The sequence below is a fragment of the Pseudomonas sp. LBUM1645 genome (assembly GCF_059716185.1).
On record NZ_CP166811.1, the window covers coordinates 3,540,799 to 3,559,501 of the forward strand.

At 53.1% G+C, this 18,703-nt stretch carries 21 protein-coding genes and 5 pseudogenes; 14 read left to right on the forward strand and 12 right to left on the reverse strand.

Translation table 11 applies throughout. The annotated features are described in order from the left end of the window. Positions 1–485: 485 nt before the first annotated feature. Both ACA079_RS15850 and arcA read right to left on the reverse strand, forming a co-directional pair. Positions 486–755, reverse strand: a complete 270-nt coding sequence (locus ACA079_RS15850; protein ID WP_497704254.1) for a hypothetical protein — start codon at positions 753–755, stop codon at positions 486–488. 485 nt (positions 756–1,240) lie between these two features. Further along, entirely contained in the window at positions 1,241–2,491 is a 1,251-nt protein-coding gene (gene arcA, locus ACA079_RS15855; RefSeq protein WP_497704255.1) for an arginine deiminase, read from the reverse strand. Positions 2,492–2,772: 281 nt separating this feature from the next. Between arcA and ACA079_RS15860 the strand changes: the two are divergent. Further along, positions 2,773–3,142: pseudogene (locus ACA079_RS15860) on the forward strand (hypothetical protein); the annotation flags it as partial. On the opposite strand, the gene ACA079_RS15865 reads toward ACA079_RS15860, so the two are convergent. Further along, complete coding sequence (locus ACA079_RS15865) at positions 3,139–3,429, reverse strand: hypothetical protein (protein WP_497704256.1); 291 nt, start codon at positions 3,427–3,429, stop codon at positions 3,139–3,141. The pseudogene ACA079_RS15860 and the gene ACA079_RS15865 overlap by 4 nt on opposite strands. Next, entirely contained in the window at positions 3,426–3,683 is a 258-nt protein-coding gene (locus ACA079_RS15870; RefSeq protein ID WP_497704257.1) for a DUF6555 family protein, read from the reverse strand. The genes ACA079_RS15865 and ACA079_RS15870 overlap by 4 nt, the downstream gene beginning before the upstream one ends. 221 nt (positions 3,684–3,904) lie before the next feature. Here ACA079_RS15870 and ACA079_RS15875 point away from each other — a divergent pair, with 221 nt between their 5' ends. From ACA079_RS15875 to ACA079_RS15885, 3 genes and pseudogenes are all read left to right on the forward strand, one after another. Next, the gene (locus tag ACA079_RS15875) at positions 3,905–4,216 is read left to right on the forward strand and encodes a hypothetical protein (protein ID WP_415769307.1); all 312 of its coding nucleotides are present in this window, start codon (positions 3,905–3,907) and stop codon (positions 4,214–4,216) included. A gap of 16 nt (positions 4,217–4,232) precedes the next feature. Continuing rightward, complete coding sequence (locus tag ACA079_RS15880; protein ID WP_497704258.1) at positions 4,233–5,423, forward strand: carboxylate-amine ligase; 1,191 nt, start codon at positions 4,233–4,235, stop codon at positions 5,421–5,423. 48 nt (positions 5,424–5,471) lie between these two features. Next, a pseudogene (locus ACA079_RS15885) lies at positions 5,472–5,710 on the forward strand (DUF2188 domain-containing protein). A 38-nt stretch (positions 5,711–5,748) separates the two neighbouring features. On the opposite strand, the gene ACA079_RS15890 reads toward ACA079_RS15885, so the two are convergent. Then, a complete protein-coding gene (locus ACA079_RS15890; RefSeq protein ID WP_497704259.1) occupies positions 5,749–6,198 on the reverse strand; it encodes a low affinity iron permease family protein in 450 nt (149 codons plus the stop codon). A gap of 189 nt (positions 6,199–6,387) precedes the next feature. Here ACA079_RS15890 and ACA079_RS15895 point away from each other — a divergent pair, with 189 nt between their 5' ends. From ACA079_RS15895 to cydB, 5 genes are all read left to right on the forward strand, one after another. Beyond that, positions 6,388–6,888, forward strand: coding sequence for a CinA family protein (locus tag ACA079_RS15895; protein ID WP_497704260.1), 501 nt, complete (start codon positions 6,388–6,390; stop codon positions 6,886–6,888). A 9-nt stretch (positions 6,889–6,897) separates the two neighbouring features. Continuing rightward, entirely contained in the window at positions 6,898–7,416 is a 519-nt protein-coding gene (locus ACA079_RS15900; RefSeq protein ID WP_497704261.1) for a hypothetical protein, read from the forward strand. A gap of 7 nt (positions 7,417–7,423) precedes the next feature. After that, positions 7,424–7,870 (forward strand): DUF421 domain-containing protein, encoded by a 447-nt coding sequence (locus ACA079_RS15905; RefSeq protein ID WP_497704262.1) that lies wholly within the window; start codon positions 7,424–7,426, stop codon positions 7,868–7,870. Positions 7,871–8,168: 298 nt separating this feature from the next. Beyond that, entirely contained in the window at positions 8,169–9,545 is a 1,377-nt protein-coding gene (locus tag ACA079_RS15910) for a cytochrome ubiquinol oxidase subunit I (protein ID WP_497704263.1), read from the forward strand. A gap of 12 nt (positions 9,546–9,557) precedes the next feature. Then, positions 9,558–10,559 (forward strand): cytochrome d ubiquinol oxidase subunit II, encoded by a 1,002-nt coding sequence (gene cydB, locus ACA079_RS15915; protein WP_497699987.1) that lies wholly within the window; start codon positions 9,558–9,560, stop codon positions 10,557–10,559. Between the two features lie 10 nt (positions 10,560–10,569). Here the strand turns inward: cydB and ACA079_RS15920 are convergent, their stop codons facing one another. The 3 genes and pseudogenes from ACA079_RS15920 to ACA079_RS15930 form a co-directional block, all read right to left on the reverse strand. Continuing rightward, complete coding sequence (locus ACA079_RS15920) at positions 10,570–11,100, reverse strand: cupin (protein WP_497699988.1); 531 nt, start codon at positions 11,098–11,100, stop codon at positions 10,570–10,572. A 39-nt stretch (positions 11,101–11,139) separates the two neighbouring features. Beyond that, positions 11,140–11,400, reverse strand: coding sequence for a hypothetical protein (locus ACA079_RS15925; RefSeq protein WP_497699989.1), 261 nt, complete (start codon positions 11,398–11,400; stop codon positions 11,140–11,142). A 193-nt stretch (positions 11,401–11,593) separates the two neighbouring features. Continuing rightward, a pseudogene (locus tag ACA079_RS15930) lies at positions 11,594–11,798 on the reverse strand (hypothetical protein). 1,171 nt (positions 11,799–12,969) lie between these two features. On the opposite strand from ACA079_RS15930, the gene ACA079_RS15935 reads away from it, so the two are divergent. Together ACA079_RS15935 and ACA079_RS15940 are read left to right on the forward strand one after the other, a co-directional pair. Beyond that, complete coding sequence (locus ACA079_RS15935; RefSeq protein WP_497704407.1) at positions 12,970–13,110, forward strand: hypothetical protein; 141 nt, start codon at positions 12,970–12,972, stop codon at positions 13,108–13,110. 11 nt (positions 13,111–13,121) lie between these two features. After that, positions 13,122–13,553, forward strand: coding sequence for an HhH-GDP family DNA glycosylase (locus ACA079_RS15940; protein ID WP_497699990.1), 432 nt, complete (start codon positions 13,122–13,124; stop codon positions 13,551–13,553). 95 nt (positions 13,554–13,648) lie between these two features. On the opposite strand, the gene ACA079_RS15945 is transcribed toward ACA079_RS15940, so the two are convergent. After that, positions 13,649–13,930, reverse strand: a complete 282-nt coding sequence (locus ACA079_RS15945) for a hypothetical protein (RefSeq protein WP_497699991.1) — start codon at positions 13,928–13,930, stop codon at positions 13,649–13,651. 202 nt (positions 13,931–14,132) lie between these two features. Further along, complete coding sequence (locus ACA079_RS15950) at positions 14,133–14,948, reverse strand: DUF1206 domain-containing protein (protein ID WP_497699992.1); 816 nt, start codon at positions 14,946–14,948, stop codon at positions 14,133–14,135. 147 nt (positions 14,949–15,095) lie between these two features. On the opposite strand from ACA079_RS15950, the pseudogene ACA079_RS15955 reads away from it, so the two are divergent. Both ACA079_RS15955 and ACA079_RS15960 read left to right on the forward strand, forming a co-directional pair. After that, positions 15,096–15,380 (forward strand): annotated as a pseudogene (locus tag ACA079_RS15955) (diguanylate cyclase); the annotation flags it as partial. Continuing rightward, positions 15,346–15,552, forward strand: a pseudogene (locus tag ACA079_RS15960) (transposase domain-containing protein); the annotation flags it as partial. The pseudogenes ACA079_RS15955 and ACA079_RS15960, both read left to right, overlap by 35 nt. 139 nt (positions 15,553–15,691) lie before the next feature. Here the strand turns inward: ACA079_RS15960 and ACA079_RS15965 are convergent. Further along, on the reverse strand, positions 15,692–16,222 hold the full coding sequence (locus ACA079_RS15965) for a DUF2867 domain-containing protein (RefSeq protein ID WP_129444998.1): 531 nt from the start codon (positions 16,220–16,222) through the stop codon (positions 15,692–15,694). Between the two features lie 415 nt (positions 16,223–16,637). Beyond that, positions 16,638–17,258, reverse strand: coding sequence for a DJ-1/PfpI family protein (locus ACA079_RS15970; RefSeq protein ID WP_497699993.1), 621 nt, complete (start codon positions 17,256–17,258; stop codon positions 16,638–16,640). Between the two features lie 126 nt (positions 17,259–17,384). On the opposite strand from ACA079_RS15970, the gene ACA079_RS15975 reads away from it, so the two are divergent. Continuing rightward, positions 17,385–17,939 (forward strand): TetR/AcrR family transcriptional regulator, encoded by a 555-nt coding sequence (locus ACA079_RS15975; RefSeq protein WP_497699994.1) that lies wholly within the window; start codon positions 17,385–17,387, stop codon positions 17,937–17,939. The last annotated feature ends 764 nt before the right edge of the window (positions 17,940–18,703 follow it).

The following is an 18,703-nucleotide window of genomic DNA, read 5'->3' on the forward strand; positions in this document are numbered from 1 at the left end:
GTGAGGAGGTGCTTGGAGAGGGCGTGAAGATGATTTCGAGATTTGTTGTTGTCCCTGCAGTCCCCACGGAAACTGGTTCCTCATTTAATGGAACGCGCGCCTACAGCAAAACAGCCCCTTTAGGTTTTAACATTTATGACAACGAGAAAAAGTTGCGTTCACAGGCTACCTTTCTGACCCGTGAAGAGGCTGAGGCTGAATGCCAGTGGCTTAACTTGAGACCGCTGCAAAGGGTTCCCTCACATAGGGACACCTTCTAGATTCACGGTATTGTTCCTCGTTTGCAGGTTTAGAGCCGTCTTTGCTGATGAGGAGCCTAAGAACTAAGGTACCTCTGCGGATCCACGCTTCTGTCCACAACATCTGCTCACGGTGACTTCAGTCACTGTTACGCTGATATTGGTAGCTAAAGTATTTTGGATCTATTCGCTTGGACAAGTGTGTCGACCAAGTGGAAGCCAGGATCTATCAACGTCAGATGACTTTTAATGACGTGCCGATCCGTTCTGCCGCGCCTCTGTTTCTGCGCCTAACGCTTGACGCCGGTCATGCTCGTGTTTTTCGTGGAGGTTGAGATACTCGTTCACGTCTTCCTGTGTGCGATGCTCCTGCCCCAAAAGCGACTCACTCAAGAAATTGAACCGCATTGACTCCTCGATAGTCAGGCCAGCAAATATTTCGTTGCCCTGAAGGTCAGTGGCGAGGGCGCGTAGTTTCCTGAGGTATGCGCGCTGCATGTCCGTGAGTACAAGCATTTGGATCTCCTGATAATTGCCACTGCGAAGCTGTGCCGCAATGCGCAAAATTCACTACCCAAAATTGTTGGGGCTGCTTGTATGGGGTCAGCATCGCGCGAAAGTTCCAACTGCTTTCATAGGAGAAGAGGCGCTATGCTTCCGACACACCCGGCACGTCCATGTTTATCTTGCGCCAGGCGGCTTCAGAAAAGCCGATAGAGGACGGGCTGTAGACAATGTTCCATTGATCTGAGGTAAAGGCGTACAGATCGCTGGGGCCGTCCGTTCAGCCTTCCGCACCTAGGGAGCAGGTTGCTTCACTCATCATTTCATTGGAACTCCCTATAACGCGCTCCGTCATCTGGAATGCCCGAAGTTCGTCAAAAGAGACGTGCGGTAAAAAGCCGATCAGCTGTATCCAATAGCTCCTTCATCCATAGCAGAGAGATGCAAAATTCTTCGCGTATTTTCGGAGCTCGAACCTAAATTCCGCTCTGAGCAATTCAATAATCGATAGGGTCGCGAATGATAGGACAAGTCATGCAATGGCCACCCCCGCGTCCGCGAACGAGTTCACCCGCACTGATGGTAATGACCTCTATCCCGGCTTTTCGCATTAGCGTATTGGTGTAAGTGTTTCGGTCATAGCCAATGACGATGCCCGGTTCCAAGGCAACAATGTTGTTGCCGTCATCCCACTGTTCACGTTCGGCGGCGAAGCTATTCCCGCCCGTTTCTATGAAGCGTAATGTTTTGAGATCCAATGCCTTTGCCACTGTGTCGAGGAAGCTGGTTTTTTCACGGCGGATGTCGATGCCATCGGGTTTGCTCTCGTCCGGGCGCAGTGAAAAGGCAATGATTTGATTCACCACCTCCGGGAAGACGGTCACGACATCGCGGTCACAGAAGGTGAAGACGGTGTCTAGATGCATCACCGCTCGGGATTTCGGCAGTCCGGCTACGATCACCCGCTTCGCGGCCCCATGCTTGAACAGATTCAGCGCTAATTGGCCGATGGCATGGCTGGAAGACCGTTCGCCCATCCCTACCAGCACGACACCGTTACCGATTGGCATGACGTCACCGCCCTCTAGCGTGGCGTTGCCATGCTCTCGATCCGGGTCGCCGTACCAGATCTGAAAGTTGGCATCGGTGAATTCGGGATGGAATTTGTAAATAGCACTCATCAGCTGAGTTTCCTGACGCCGCGCCGGCCAATACATCGGGTTGATCGTCACCCCGCCGTAGACCCACGAAGTCGAGTCGCGCGTGAATAGGGTATTGGGCAATGGCGGGAGAATGAAGCTCGATTGGCCGTGGAAATCGCGAAACAGTTCTAGGGTCTTCCGACCGAAGCTGGTCAGCAAATCCTCTGCACAAACGCCTCCAATCAAGTACTCGGCAATCCTGCGCGGCTCCAGGCTACGCAACCAGGAATCCACCTCATTGATCAAACCAAAGCCAACTAAATTGGCGGTGACCTTGCGCTGCAGAATCCAGTCGAGCGCGTGAGGGGTGGACACGATGTCCGTCAACAGGTTGTGCATTTCGAGTACGTCGATGTTGCGTTCACGCATCCTTGCGACGAAGTCGAAATGATCGCGCCTGGCCTGTGCGACCCAGAGTACGTCGTCGAACAGTAATTCGTCGCAGTTGTCCGGTGTCAGACGCTGATGGGCCAGACCAGGAGAGCACACCATGACCTTGTGAAGTTTGCCGGCTTCGGAATGGACGCCCAATTTGAGTTTTGTCATGGTCTTTCCTCACGTACTCACATTCACGCGGGAGGAGGTGCCCCGACGCACGCGAGCGGATTGGGCAAGTCGATCTGACTTCGGCGATTTTTCGTGAAGTCACAGTGCTGCTCAATCTATCGACCGTCGCTCCGATAGTTTTGCTCCATTCGTCAAGGGATCGCACGCTCCCTTCCTGACGACCATACGTAAACAGTCAGCCGCCAAGTGAAGTTACTGAACGATTCAAAAAATTACGAAATAACTCTACTGAGGATGTGAGTTTTCCTGCGCGATGTAGATTTCAGGTTATTGCCTTTGCATCTTGCATGTCCAATCTCAATCCCGAGTGGGGCAAGCTGTTTACACTGGTGGTGCCACCGTTTCTCGCGCTATTGGGACTGCTCAGCTCACTTAATGCTTGGCCCGGTATTCGTGCGGCATATGACATCATCGATCACTGGTATTTCAAGCAGAGCGAACTACTGCGCAGCGAGCCGCTCATGGGACTGGCGTATGATGAATCACCTTTGTTTTGTGAGCGCGAATCCACTCATAAGGGGTACCGAAAGGCACTGCTATTCTCGGTGCGTACACCTTGGATCTTTGCGACTTGGATACTGCTGGGAACGTGGGCGGTATTCATCCGAGGTCACAAATCCTGGAGCCTAGGCGTATTTCCAATTTTTCAGCATCGAGTGTTCCTCTATTCCCTGTGCCGTGGAGCTAGAGTTTTTTCTCCCGTCTGATGCGCATCCAGTTTTGGTAAGCCTCCGTTCGTTTGGCATCTGAAGAGCCTTGGCTGCGGTGAATTTTTTCCACAAAGCTTCGGATTTCGACCGCGTCTCCAGAATGCTGTAAGCGGCGGAGTCGAGTCGATCCGCCTCAAAAAAGAGCTCAGCGGCTTGAGCTAATGGATCGCTTCGATTTGAATCACCGGCCAAAATCTTTGCTCTCATGGCGTTAAAACCTCCGTCCAATCCAACGTTGCAGACTCACGCCATTTCACGTCGGTTACCCCGTTCCTTTCCGCTTGAGGTTTGGAAACGACTTTAAGTGGCGGCCTTCCTAGTTTCGGAATAGGGGCCAATCCAGCATCACAGCTTGCCCAATGCCAAGCATCCGCATTGCGCATCGTCTTTGTCCGAATGATGAAGGACTTCGGCTCTCCATGGAGCTTGTACTCAATGACGAAAAAATCAGTGCGGTTCATGAGGCGCTCCTTATGCTCATAGTCAAAGGAGTGAGCGCACCAAAAAAAATTCAAACTGTTTTTCAGAGCCGACAGGCTTTTGAATCGTCTGCTTTTTGTTTCAGAAGTGGGCGATACCAGGCTGGATTGCCAACACAGATTAAACACCTCTGGTCGGCCCTCATGAACCCATGGCGAACTCTGCTGATCCATTCAGAAATGAATCCAGGACTCATGCAGTCATGAACTCTTTTAAAAATCTGCTGACGCCAGCTCAAGAACGAAGACTCCAAGCCTTGGATTCGTGGCATCGCGCGCTAGAGAATTGGCCGTTGCGTATGGACTGCCCGGACACCTATCACGAGGAACTCCTTCGACAGGCGGATGAGATGGATCGTCAAGGTATCGTTGAATGGGAGGAGTGGAGAGACTTACGAGTCGAGGCAGACCAGGCTTACTTACGTGCGGTCGCAGGAGAGGACTACCACTCGACAGATCCCAATAAGACAACGTGCGAGACGTCAGCTATGTCGATTCATCTAACAATCGTTTAGGGCATGGGGAGGAGCAATGAACGGCCAGCTGAAATTCGGTATCGAAGAGGAGTATTTCATCACCGACCTAAACACCCGACAGATGCCAGGGAGTCTATCTCGCGCGGTGAGTGACAAGTGCAAAGCTGAATTGGGGCAAAGCTTCGCGTATGAGATGTTCCAGGCACAGATCGAAGTGGCTTCACCTATTTTCACGAGTCTTGTGCAAGCAGCGGATTATCTAGCCAACGCGCGCGGCACATTGCAGCACTCTCTCAAATCCTTTGAGCTAGGTTTGCTTTGTGCCGGCAGTCATCCTTTGGCGGACTGGCGTGTTCAACACGCGACAGGCCAGAATCATTTTCAGCAGCTGTTCAGAGATTACCAACGGGTAGCTCGGCGTAGTCTGCTTTCGGGTCTGCACGTGCACGTTGAGATTCCGAATCACCTGGATCGAATTCAGGTGATGAACGAGGTGCTCCCATGGATACCTTTTTTATTGGCATTCAGTAGCTCCTCACCCTATTGGGATGGTGACGACAGCGGATTTGCAAGCTATCGCCAGACAGCCTGTGATGAATGGCCCCGGATGGGTGTCCCCGAATTTCTCGAGGGTGATGTCGCCTATGCTGCCTACATCGCATTTTTGATCTCAACAGGCTCGATGAAACAGCCCAGCGATTGTTGGTGGGGGGTACGCCCCTCCGCCAGGTATCCAACGCTGGAATTGCGAATGACAGACGCATGTCCCCGTCTAGATGACGCTTTGTGCATCGCGTCTTTTTTCCGATTGATGATTGCTTACGCTATCGATCAATCTCACCCAGGATTGGCCTACTCGCAAAAATCTAGATGGATATTGATGGAAAATCGATGGAGAGCCAAAAGATCAGGAATCTATGCAGAGTTCCTGGTTGAGGGGCACGACCGGCCATTTACGATTGAACAATGGCTTGTCATGGCAGAGCAGATTTTTGGCGAAACAGCACGGGCACTTGGCGTAGAGAGCGTTTTTTCTCAGCTTCGGAAAATTATCCGGGACGGCAGCAGTGCAGAGCGACAACGTTTTGTCTACAAAGAAGCCGTAGGCAGCGGTCGCAGTGTCCATGAAGCCCTTTCAAACGTAGTTGATCATTTGCTGATGGAAACAGCAGCAGTACAACACGAACCCAAGTCGTGTCACCCACAGAGCCATGTTCAGCCATCTTCGGTAACGCTGGCACCATGACTCAACTTTAAGCAGGCAATCATGCGCTCAACTGCGCTAGGAGGTCGGATGGACAACTACCACATCACCAAGAGCGATAATCTCTGGGTACTGACCAAGGAAGGCGCACAAAGGGCTTCAAGACGGCGACTACTAAGGCGGAGATTACTAAGGCGGAGATTACTGCGGTAGCGAGTGAGTTTCATCAGGACAAAACCGCGTCACTCAAGATTCATAAGGAGGGCGGCAAAATTCAGGAAGAAAGGACTTTTCCTCGAGCCGCTGCCCCACAAAAAACCAAAGGTTAAAAGCGCTGGGTGATTTCGTTGTATCAGCAGCTGAGAATTCATTTTTTTTTGGAGCCACTTTGGTCTGGTTCGGGTGACTCGGACGAAAGAGGCATCTGGCTTGCAGCAACATCCTCCTCAGCTGCGTTGAATTTGATCTCATCGGCTGCACCTAAGGCGCTGTAATGCTCTCGCAGTTTTCTCAGTTCTCTTGAACCCATTTTATCCAAGCATAAGGTGGCATTTTGAGCTTCGTTGGTTGCTCGAATTAGCTCATCTATTTTCAGATGCAAAATGTCGTTGTCCCGGTTCTGCGTGTTCTGAATCAGGAACACCATCAGAAATGTGATGATCGTCGTCGACGTATTGATGATCAGTTGCCAGGTGTCGTTGTAATGAAAATATGGCCCGGTCAGTGCCCAGATAACGATTAAAACGATGGCGGTTAGGAACGTCTTCGAACTGCCAGCCCTGTTGGACAGGGATTGACAGAATTGAGCAAATTTCATGAATGTACCTCTACGATGGTGACAGATAGACCACCGTAGATTCTTGAAATTCTTTCTTACCGTTTTCTTTTTTCCGTTAGACAGCAGCGGCTCGGTTTGTCAGGCAGAAGCGAAAACCCGAAGCGCATGAATTGAGGGAATGAATCGTTTCCTCTGATGTCGTTTGTATGACCACCTCGGACAATTGCCATGTCTATCGCCGGCGATACTGTTCACTACCTGCGCAAACACTCATTGCTGCTGACAACGGCTGAATCATGCACTGCGGGGAAAATCATCACGCTGCTTTCTGAGGTAGAGGGCAGGGGGGAGCTGATCGAGAGTGGGTATGTTGTTTACTCTCCCGAGGCAAAGCAGCGACTGTTGAGCGTCAATCCATACACCATCGAAACCTTCAATCTGACCAGTTGTGAGGTCGCACGAGAAATGGCGTTGGGCGCGTTGCACGACAGCACCGCCAATGTAGCCGTCGCGACGACAGGCATCCTCGGCCCAGAGGATGTCGACGGGATACCCGCCGGCACCATTTGTTTTGCCTGGGCCTATCAGACTGAATCGGGGCTGAGCGTATTCAGTCGTGCGCATCGTTTCATGGGTTCCCGCTGTCAGGTGCAGCGTTTGGCGGCAGATCACTCATTACAGCTACTTCCGTATTTTCATCAACGTGCGTTGGCCGGCGAGCGAGGATAGGGACACGCAATGAGCGAAAAATCTGACCATCCCGATTATCGAAGCCGCGACTACCCCGTTCGCGAAGACATGGCGTATCAGGTCAAAGTATGGCGCTTCGAGCGCTGGGGTTGGTGCGGCTTGGTGCTTGTAGTTCTGCTTGCATTGGCAGGGGTGTTCTCGCGTGGGCCGCTGAGCATTCAGGAATATCGTGGAATCGATGGAAAACTCACTGTCAAATATGAATTATTCCATCGCAATGGCTCCTCCAATCCAATGAAGATCAGTGTTATAGGGACGCCTGATTCCACTGTCGAGCTGGAGTTGGATGGCGGTTTAATGGAAGGATTCAGTATCGAGACGATGCAACCTGAGCCCGTGCGCTCCAGCAGTGCAGGGCGGGGTATCAAGTTGTGGCTGCAAACCGATGCTCAAGGTCGAGCAAGTATTTATCTGACGCTGCGCGGTGACGGGCTAGGACTATTTAGCACAAGTCTCAAGTCCCCTGGTGCGCAAACGTTGAACCTCCATCAGTTTGTCCTTCCATAGGTGATTTATGGATTCGGTATTGCGTGCCGTAGCGATGTACGTAGCGCTCATGGTGTTGTTCAAGATTGCAGGCCGACGTTCATTATCAGAGTTGACCACCTTTGATTTTGTGTTGCTGATGATCATTGGAGAAGCAACGCAGCAGGCGCTATTAGGTGACGACTTTTCACTGACCAATTCGGTGGTCGTGATTGTGACGTTGTTCGCAATCGATGTTGGGCTGTCGTTACTTAAACAGCGCTCAACCTGGGTGTCGCGCCTGATCTCGGGAGAGCCGACGATCATCGTCGAGAATGGCAAGCTTTTACATCAACGTTTGCGACATGCGCGAGTGGGTGAGGCAGATGTCATGGAGGCAGCCCGTTCGAGTCAGGGTATCGAAACCCTGGATCAGATCAAGTTCGCGATCCTTGAGCGAAACGGTAAGATTTCGGTGATACCTCGCGAGTCATAAGTAACCCATCCAACCTGAATGTCTGGAGTTAGTTTTTTAGCCTGAAAAGACCTGCTTTTAAAAAGCAGGAAGAGGTCTCAGACCTTCGCGCGAGATCTCGTCCTTTAACTCTTGAAAAATTCCTACGTAACAAAATTTTGGCTTTCGGAATCATTCGTAGTGGGGAGAGTCAACCGACAAATACTGCACCGGATAGGTGTCATGCCCATATCTGCCGACACCTTTCACTATCTTTCTGACCTTCACTTGCTGCCGACAGCTGATTTCGATGAAGGTCGACTTACTGTGGGTGGACTGTATGGACGCGGTTGATTCAGCGCTGGTGGCAGCGCGTACCCAGTTTGCAATCACCATCAGCTTTCATATTGTCCTGGCGGCATTCACCATCGGTTTGGCTAATTTTCTGGTGGTGCTTGAAGCGCTTTGGCTGTGGCGTGGGCGAAAGATCTATCTGGACGTCTACCGTTACTGGTTAAAAGTATTTGCTCTCAACGTGGCGGTGGGCACGGCCTCAGGTCTGATTTTGGAGTACCAGTTCGGGCTCAATTGGTCTCGGCTGTCGACTCAGGCGGGAGATATCCTCGGCCCGTTGATGTTCTATGAAGTGCTGGCCGCCTTTTTTCTAGAGGCCGGTTTTCTTGGCATCATGCTCTTCGGATTTAAGAAGGTCGGCCCTCGGATTCATTTCTTCGCCACTTGTGCGGTGGCGGTCGGATCGCTGATCAGCGCGTTCTGGATTTTGTCGGCCAATTCCTGGATGCAGACACCCGCCGGTTACTCCATTGGCGCCGATGGCCGCTTCATTGCCGATAACTGGTGGGCGATCATCTTCAATCCGTCGTTCCCTTACCGGCTTGTGCATATGACGTTGGCCGCGCTGATCGGCAGCGCCACGCTGGTGGCTGGTGTCAGCGCCTGGCAGCTGTTACGGGGGCCCGAGAACCCGCGCGCTCGGCTTACATACTCCATGGCGCTGTGGGTGATTGTGTTGCTCACCCCAGTGCAAATCCTAGTGGGAGATCTTCATGGTGAGCACAGCCTGAAAGTACAGCCGCAAAAGGTCGCTGCCATCGAAGGCTCCTGGACTCGCCCGCCTGACGGTGCGGGCGAACCATTACGCTTGTTCGCACTTCCGGACATGGCTGAGCGACGCAATCATTGGGAAGTGGCGATTCCGCGCATAGGATCGCTCTACTTGCGGCGTGACCTCAGTGGCACTATCGCCGCCCTGGATGAATTTCCGCCTGAGGACATCCCGCCTGTACCAGCGGTGTTCTTCGCCTTCCGTTTCATGGTCGGCTTGGGCCTGTTGATGGTGGGGCAGGGCCTGGCCAGCCTGGTGTTGCGCTGGCGACGACGGCTGTACGCAGCGCGTTGGATGCTCCGAGTCTGTGTGCTGATGGCCCCGGCCGGATTTCTGGCGATGCTGAGTGGCTGGGTGGTGACCGAAGTCGGACGCCAACCCTTCACCGTCTATGGTTTGCTGCGCACGGCTGACAGCCTATCTTCGGTGTCTCGACAGCAGGTGGTAGGGGCGACCTGGACAATCCTGTCGTTTTACCTGGTGATCTTCGGCGTGGGTCTCTGGGTGCTGCTGCGATTATTGCGTGAGCCGCCTCACGAGGGCGAGCCCGGGCCGCAACCCACTTTGGCCGACGAGACGGGTGAATCCTGAGGGCATGAATCCATGTTGGACAATGACTGGATAACACTCCTTTCTGCCGCAGCCTTGGGGTTTTCGGTACTGAACTATGTGCTATTGGACGGCACTGATCTTGGCGTTGGCGTACTGATGGGCCTTACCCGTTGTGGCAAGCATCGTCGTGCCATGGCCGTGACTATCTTGCCCATATGGGATGCTAATGAAACGTGGCTCGTGCTCGGTGGCGGCGGTCTGTTGGCATTATTTCCGCTGGCCTACGCCATCCTGCTGCCGGCGCTTTATCTGCCTTTTATCCTAATGTTTTTGGCGTTGATTCTTCGAGCGGTCGCGCTGGAGTTTCGTGACTACGCGCCAAGCCACGGAATCAAACGCGCGGTCGACGGCTTGCTGTTGTGCGGTTCACTGCTAGCCGGGGCAACTCAGGGAATTGTGCTGGGAACGCTTGTACAAGGCGTGCCTAATCAGGACGGGCAGTACAGCGGGGACGGCTGGGAGTGGTCGGGCCTGTTTCCGCTGTATTGTGGCGCCGTGCTCGTAGTGGGCTATATGTGGTTGGGCGCGTGCTGGCTGTATTGGCGCACTGTAGATGATCTGCAACGTCGATCAGGGCGACAGACGAGGGTGCTGGCCATTGTAACCTTGGTGCTTTTGGCCGTGTTGGTGGTCTGGACAGCGACGCTGGACGCTCGATATGCGCAGCGGCTTTCCAATCAACTGGTCTGGCTGCCAGCCGCAATGTTGCTCACTGCACTGCTGATCGGCTTCACCTCGGGCTTTCGAAGCCGCCGGCACTATCTGCCGCTATTCGCCGCACTGGGGATCTTCATCTTGGCGTTCGCCTTGATGATCGCAGCGCTCTTTCCGTTGATTGTCCCGCCTAACCTGACCTTGCAAGCGGCCGCCTCAAGTCCCACCAGTCAGATGTTCATGTTGGTCGGTTTCGCCGTGCTGATCCCGGTGACGCTCATCTACAACACCTACGGCTTCAGAGTCTTCAGCGGAAAGGTTCGCGCCGTTCGTGATTGACTGCAGCATCTCAACGCTGGCCAGCCCAATACCGGTGTACGGCGCCTTGCGAGCCTTGCACCGGATCCTGGTCGGGAAACGACAGCGTGTCGATGCTCGCCAGTTGGGCCCTGGTTGGCGCCTCGCGGCAGATATCTGCATGCTGCCCCGGCGGATAAGCACCGACGACCAGAAAGTCTTCGCTGGAGTCTAAATTGCAGTGGCCGGTGCCGGCAGGCAGTAGCAACACGTCACCTGGACTGACTTCAAGTACATGGCCATACGGGCCGCCCAGCATCAACCGAGCCTGGCCGCTGGCGATGCCAAGCACTTCATGTCCTTCGGTATGGTAGTGGTGGTAGCTATAAACCCCGTATCGCCATTGTGGCGGCCACCCATTGGCTATGAAGGTTTTCTCGAACAGTGTGGCTGGATCGCTGTCCTGGACGGCAATTGCTTTGGGGTAAATGAGTACCGGCAAGCGAGGGTTATTGGGAACCCATTCGTTGCGATCAAACATTAGGATTTGCACGGCAGCTGTCACAGCTTGCGATTTGCTCATCAAAGGATCTCCGAAATTTAGCTCTACACCAACGGATGTTCATACGTCGATTTGGAATTCCAGATCACCGTTGTCTAACTTGCGCATCTGAGCCACCGTGCCTGTCAGATGATCTTTGGGGGAAAGGATTATGGTTAAGGAATGTGCCTTGTGTAGGTCATCCGGTACGGGAGAAAGCACCTGCACTTGAAAAGCGCCAGGAGTGATCGGTGTAATGACAACGTCGCATTCGATGCTCTTCGCTATAGGGCCGAAAAGAGTGTCGTGGAAGTAGTTCAAGCGTACAGAGGTTGCAGCCATGACAATTTCCTTTTCGCAAAGGATCTGAGGAGCGGCGCGCCACTCCACCTATGCGCTAGACGGCACATAGGGCCCTTGAGTTCCTCTGAGGGGGACGGACGGAACAGCCAAGCTTATCCATGACCTTGGTGCTTCGCTTTGGAGTATTCGACCGCTGCAGCCGTATTGACGCTTGGACTCTCACGAGAAGAGCTCACTCAGGGTCCATCAAAACTGCTAGCGTCATATTGATGAATTCTTCGTTCTTGTTAATCGTGTCCAGTGCTCCACGCACGTTACTAGCGACCTCCGCAGATCCACGCTGCTCGACCCATAATGTGAGTTCCATGATTGCTGCCTCAAGGGCGAGCCTGATTAATTTTGAACAGTAGAGATGGGAGCAGGTCTGAATTTGGCATCGCGATTCCTCCTTGGAAAGAGAAGCGTAGCAGCTGGATGATGGAAAGGTGCTTCCCAGGTAGGTGTGCTCAGGCAGTTCTGACTCCACTTTTCACGAAGCAACCAATGGTCTCTGGCCGCTCATACTTCCCATCGGAAACTGGCAGCATCGCTTGCTATGGTGGCTTTTAGCCGCTAAAAATTGAGGAGGGTCTTGGAGAGGGCTGGAAGATGAGTTCGAGATTTGTAGTTGTTCCCGCAGTCCCTACTGAAACCGAATCGACCCGTAACGGGTCTCGCTTCTATTGCAGAACCTCAGCCATAGGTTTTGACATCTATGACAATGAACAAAAGCTGCGCTTGGAGACTACTTATCAGACTCGACTGGATGCTGAGAACGAGTGCGAGCGGTTCAATATGGATCGGCCTCAAAGCGACCGTCCAGAACTGGATTCCATGCTGAGGCAGTAGGGATTCCCGCCGCGAGGTTTAGATATCCTGAACATCAGGATGCCTGGATGTGAGTGTGCGAACTTGAAGTGCTTATCAAGCGCGCACACCTTTTTTACTCCCAACTCACTCCTCCCGGCTTGTGGCGTAAAGCCGACACGTAAGCCCTCTACTGCTCACCAATTTCAGGAACGGTGATCAAGCTCTCAATTTGAAGACACGGGGCGCCAGTAAATGGAACGGCTAGCTTCTCAATGAAGTCAACCGACCCTAAATCCTCGTCAATGAGCCTCGATTGTCCAACAAACTCTTCGCAGCAATTCACCTCGGTCTAAGCCTTGTCTGGCTTACGTGTGTTTTGGGCATATGTTATTCGATCCTTCACTAGCGCCATCTAATCCTCCGAGTCATTCGCGAGGGCACTTGTTGACACACTTCGGGCTGTCGACGCCCAGCGATCTGTAGGTACGACCCTTTTGTACTGAAAGCGTCATCGCTTCGAACTTTCTTACGATCTGCTCAGTCGACCAAATATCAGCCTCATCAGCGCGCTCGATGACGTGTCTGTGTGCAGGCTGTCGCAACCGACCCACGGGGGATCGGGTTACAAATATAAAAATGGTGATAGCGATGAATTGTCTAATTTGTGTCGGTGCCGCAGAACGCATCCAGTGCCACGGCCCATGGGAAGAGCGAGATTGTCCGGACTGCGGACGTTACCGAGTTTCTGATGAGCTTATCTTGACCTTGATGGATCAGGGCCAGATTTTTGATGTTGCCAAAACGAGAGGTTGGCTGGATACCCGTCGCATAGAAGGTGCTATTCCTTCGATTGAGATCGATGAAGCTCTGTTGGCTGATGGCGGTATTCCAATTTTGTAGAGAGGCATCCAATGCCAAAAATCATCAGCGCAAAAGATCTACAAATCAGTCTCGACGGCGCGAATGAAGAGGGGCTGTTCAAGTGGTTGATCGCTAGCTTTCTGATGGGTAAACGAATACAAGCTGAAATCGCCGCAAACGCTTACAAAGTGATTGTTCACAAATACCAGCGAGACACTCCGCGTAAATTGGCTAATTGCACGCACCGTGCGCTCGTTGCCATGCTGGGGGAGGCGCACTACGTTCGTTACGATGAGTCCACAGCGACTCGATTGCTGGCTTTGGCGAGCAAGATCAACGACGAATACTCGGGAAAGGTGGGGAATATCTTCGAGGTGAGTGACGATCAGCCTGATGTCGAAAAACGATTGAAAGAATTCGATGGGATTGGCCCGAAGACCGTTGAGATTTTTATGCGTGAAACCCTAAAGGTACTTGCTTGATTGAATAGGCCCACCATGAATAACTGCAGGCTCACCGAATGAAGTAGGGCGGGCATCAAGCCGTTCAACACCTAGTTAGCCACTCGGCGGTACTTTTATAAATTCGGATAATCATCCAGCGCAAGGCTAGACACACCTCCGTCCTCCGGCTCGCGCTTCGGCTTATGAATTACTCCTGCTTCAGCGTCCGCACGCATCTGATCAAGCTCCTTGTGGAATGCCTTGTCCTGAACCGTTGGCTTGCTGGTGTATGGCTTCCGATCTGGTGCAGGTTTGGTCGCATAAGTTGTTACCGCGTCAGGGTCGTGCTGTAGCTTTTCTTGAACTTGAGATTCCAGCATCGCACGAAGCGCATTTTTGTCGGGGCGACTCAGCAATTTGTTACTCCTATCAGGAACAAAGTACCCAGTTATTGACTGGGAGTGACTGGTTGGTGGAATTCCAAGCTTTTGGGACTGCGGGGGGCAGCCACTGGCCTTGGGATTCGAAAAGAGGGAGCGACACTTCAATTACTTCCAACGCAACTCACGTGTCAAATTGCAGATGCTAGGGGTGTTCCGTCCGGTATCCACTGCGTCCCTATGCTCTCGATACCCCAGGCACATCCATGTTTATCTTGCGCCAAAAGGCTTCGGAAAAGCTATAAACCGAAAAAGCGATCAGCCCCAAGGCCATCACCATCAAAATCAAACCTCCGGCCGGCAGATTCTGGAGAGCATCGAGGGCCTCCTTCATGCCCGGTGGATTCATGGCTTTGTAATTCGAGCCGCTGATTATCAGCAGTAGGGCGATCTCAATAAAGACGACTCCACGGGCTATAAGACCGAACCGAGACACGGGGCGTACATACCGCATGACGTCTTCGTCGGCTTCAAAGTATTTCTCGAACGAGGCCTTCCATCCCTTGATGATGTGAGCAATGCCTACTCCCATTGGGATGAGGGCGAAGAGGTACACCAATAAATTTGAGTGCTCCCAAGATAAAAGATGCGCCAGTAAATCCTTGGTTTGCCCACCTCCGGAATTGCCGGAGCTTTTGAGGCCGCTGATCAGTAGGCCCAACGCAAAAAACGCCAGCGCGCCGTTGACTACCCCTCCCGCCAACAAGCCTGCACGAATCACCCAACCCTTGAATTTTTTACCGTGATGATCAACGTCACGCGTTGCCTGCAAAACGCGCCAAGAGGCGAAGGCGAGCAGACCAGCCACCACTAGCCCGACTAGAACATAACCGAATGGCTGGCTTAACAGTGCCTCCAGGCTCCTGTGACTATCCTTCGATTTTGTCGAATCTAGTGCTGCCAGCAGAGCGAAGATCCCAATGATCAGATAAAGAACGCCTCGAGCGGCATATCCGCCCCGAGCGAGTATGACAAGGCTGTGTTGCGCGGACATTGGATGTATTCCCGAGAAGTAATACAGGAGCAGACCCATCGTGTTGGGAGGCGTTCGATTAAAGGTCGGTTTTGATCTGTTCTGGATTCCGCAGCCGCATCAAAGCTTTTTAAGCAAGTGCTCAAGCCGCTCGCGCTCCCAACCACTCTGATGATCGATGTCGATCACTTCAAGCGCTTCAATGATCAGTACGGCCATTTGACCGGGGATGAGTGTCTACGCACCATCAGCGCGATTATACGGGAGAACATCAAACGGCCCGGTGATCTTGCGGCGCGTTATGGCGGTGAGGAGTTTGCCGTGGTATTGCCCGGCACTGACTATGTAGGCGCATTTCTGGTGGCAGAGAAAATTCGACATGCCGTTCAGCAAGCTGGAATTCTGCACAATGAGAACACCGAAGGTACTGTCACGGTCAGCCTGGTTGTTTGCCGGGTCGCTTCGCAGTGGCAAACGGGCGGCGGCGATCATGAGTCTGATCCAGTCGGCACGCATGAACGGGCATGATCCGTATGCCTATCTGAAAGATGTGCTGACACGGCTGCCGACACAGCGGGCGAGTGAGATCGGGCAACTGCTACCGCATCAGTGGGTGCCGGCCTGATTTACGCAAGGTGAGTTGGGCGTACGCTTACAATGAATCTTAGAGGCCTAACGTTTGACATGAGAGACTTGGCCAGGCTTGTCAGAACAGCCTTTCGATGGAAGGGTTAGACCTCAGGGGGCACACAGCGCTCTCAGCCTTAGGGGCAGGTAGCCAGAGGCCAACCGACGCGCGCTGCACGGAGGAGGTTGGCCTTAACAACCAAGCGGTGAAATGGGGCAATAACGAAGATGTAGGCCCGGCCTAGACGGTTGTGGCACTGGACCACGGTTGAAAAAACGAGTTGGCGACTGCCTTCTGGCTCTGCCTCTCCAGAACATAGGATCGATATCCGGAAGTCGAGGTGCTTGTCGTCCTCTCCCAACACGATTTCAGTCTGGTTCGTGCTGTAGACCTTGAAGGCTCCAATCCGATTAGCAAGTGATGCCAAATGTTTGGCTGTCTTGAGACCAAAACAGGCAACGATAGTGTCTCGGACTTTCAGGAGCCATCCGATCCAGGATGGCTGGTGGGAAAGGATGAATCGAGCTAGCAAATCTGGATTGCTAGATGTGCCCGCAGGGAGCCGAATCGCAAAAGCGTCCGCTAGGTGCATCGACTTATAAAGGTGGGTGATGCCGGACCTCGAGGGGACTGGCACGGACATAATGAGCTCAAATTCTCGGGGCATCGGGGATCTCTCCTGAGTTCTAACTACTAATTAGACGACATGCCATGTCGCGTTTCTTGTTGCGATGGTTTGTCGTATAACGCTCCTTGTCGCCCTGTAAGTGCTTGTCTAGCTTAGAAGCGACGGTTACCGACTTTCAAGCCGGACAGGGACAACCGCGCTCACTGCTCATTCCCAAGCACACGAGGTATCTGCATAGTGGAGGAATCTCGCTGTACAAGCGGCTCTTTTTCCATATTGCGGCGTGCCTACTTAGGCTATCAGGTACGTATTCAAGTGTGGGGTTCACGGCAACTTCAGGTTCCAGGCGCAGTAGCGCACCAGGAGCGGAGCTCGCACGGGGCGTGGCGATGCCGTCCGGATAACCAATGTCCACGCCTTGATGAGGTCCAGAGCCTCGCTGAGCGAGCATGGATTAACTGGATGTTGTTGAGGCGCCAACTTCTCCTTGTCGGATACTGAGCCCGATCAAGGCATCATAGAGCTCTTGCTGCCCAGCTGGCAGAACAGGGAGCAACGTCGCACGGCGCTTGTCGACATCGAACCAGGATTCAACCAACCATCCCACCAGATAGAGCGCCGAAAGGCATCCGCCAGCGGTTGCAACGTTCCCCAGGCATACAAGAGGCAGGTCCATGGGCTCAAGTCCCAGAGCTTGCAAGCTCGATCGTGCATCCGGGTGTGTAGTTGCTTGACCGCTGAGCAGCCCAAGCCGTTCGAGAATGAATGCTCCGGCGCATATGGAGCCGATTCGCTGGCGTCTGGAGTCAAGTTCAAACGACGGCAGGAAATCTGGGGCGGCAAGTGCAGCGGGTATCCCTTCCTTGCCGCTGACGAACAATACCGCGTCGGCACTATTGGCCTCGGAAAGCGGACCGTGCACCGAAACAGGCAGGCCGTGCACCGATCGCACGATAGCGCTAGAACCCAATATTCGGACGTGCCAGTCCTCAGTGTTGCGGCCTAAAATGTCCCACATCAGGAATAGGTCGATATCAGTGAATTGGTTGAAAGCAACCAGAACGATTTTCTTCAAGGCGAGCTCCATGAAAAGTGCTGGCGTGCAAAACGCAACGGCCATCTTTGCTGGTGTTCGCAGCGTATCAATCGGTTGCGCACCATACACAGTCTGTATGGCGCTAAATATGGAGCGAAATAACTGGTGAGAAAACTAACTCGTAACCATTGGATCGCGGCTGGTTTTGAGGCCCTCGACCAAATAGGGCATATTGGCGTTTCGGCCGAGAGTCTATCGCGCCGATTGAATGTGACCCGCGGATCGTTCTATCACCATTTCCGCAATCGCGAAGACTTTGTCCGCACCTTGCTGGCCGCTTGGGAAGAAGACTACACGGAGCGCATGCTCGCTTATGCGGCGCAGGGTCGTAGCGCGGGCGAAACCTTGAAACGCTACTTGAGTATTGCCGCTGAGAAACAACCTGGGCGGGAAGTTTCCATCCGAGCCTGGTCGCTGCACGATCCGTTGGTAGGCGAGTTTCAGCAGCGTGTTGACACAAGACGACTGGACTTCGCGATACGGACGTGCCGCCGCTTGGTCCATATGCCAGGCGAAGCAGAAGTGATTGCTCAGGTGGCCCATCTGTGCCTGATTGGTGGTCAACAGGCAGGGCTGCGGCGTGATGCCGCTCGCTTCAACAGTTTCCTGCATCGAGCCTTTTCACTTTTCGAAGGGGCTCTTCCACCGTGGCGGGCCTAAGTCATGAGCTAAATTGGGTAACTGAATAAATAGAGGTCGCGTGCCACAGCAAATGTGTTTGGGGTAGGGACGTCGCTACCAATCTGCAACGCTTCAAGCCTTCGCGCGCTATAGCAATGGCGATTAATGGAGACTTCGCATCCGTCTCAGGGAAGTATGCTAATAAGATCGAGCATGCAACGGATGTCATTGAATTGCGTCGCGTACAACGGGAGTCATCCCGTAAGGCTATAAGCTCGACGAACGTCCTACGTCTGGAGCACGACCAATCATGGCCTTTTACACTTGAGGATCATGTGGAGCACTTCCTCCGGCTCGCACCGAAGATGAGACCTGAGATTGAGTATTTTCTAAAGCACGCCAAAAATCCAACCTCAACGGCAGCTAAATTCTCGGCAGCACTCAATTCCTTCACCGAATGGCTGCTTGAACGCCATTCCCTTCAAGGCAAGCCGCCTAGCTAACGCGATCTACCAATCTCCAGCCCTAGTGCACGCCATTGGTCTCCTAGGGTTAACGTCCATGCCACTGGCCTACGGCACTAACTTGAGTACGGCCTTCACCACACGCAAACCCTGCACAAGGCGTATTCCCCGTACGCTTACTGAGCAGCTTTTCTTTATGCACCTGAGTCCGACGAGTTGCGGCAACGTCGGCACTCAAGGATGCACTTGCGTGCCAGGGTGGCCAGCGGATCTCCCGTGAACCATGTTTCGCTGGTCCCACGATCCAAACAGTTCAGAATGTAGTGACAGTCTCAGTCG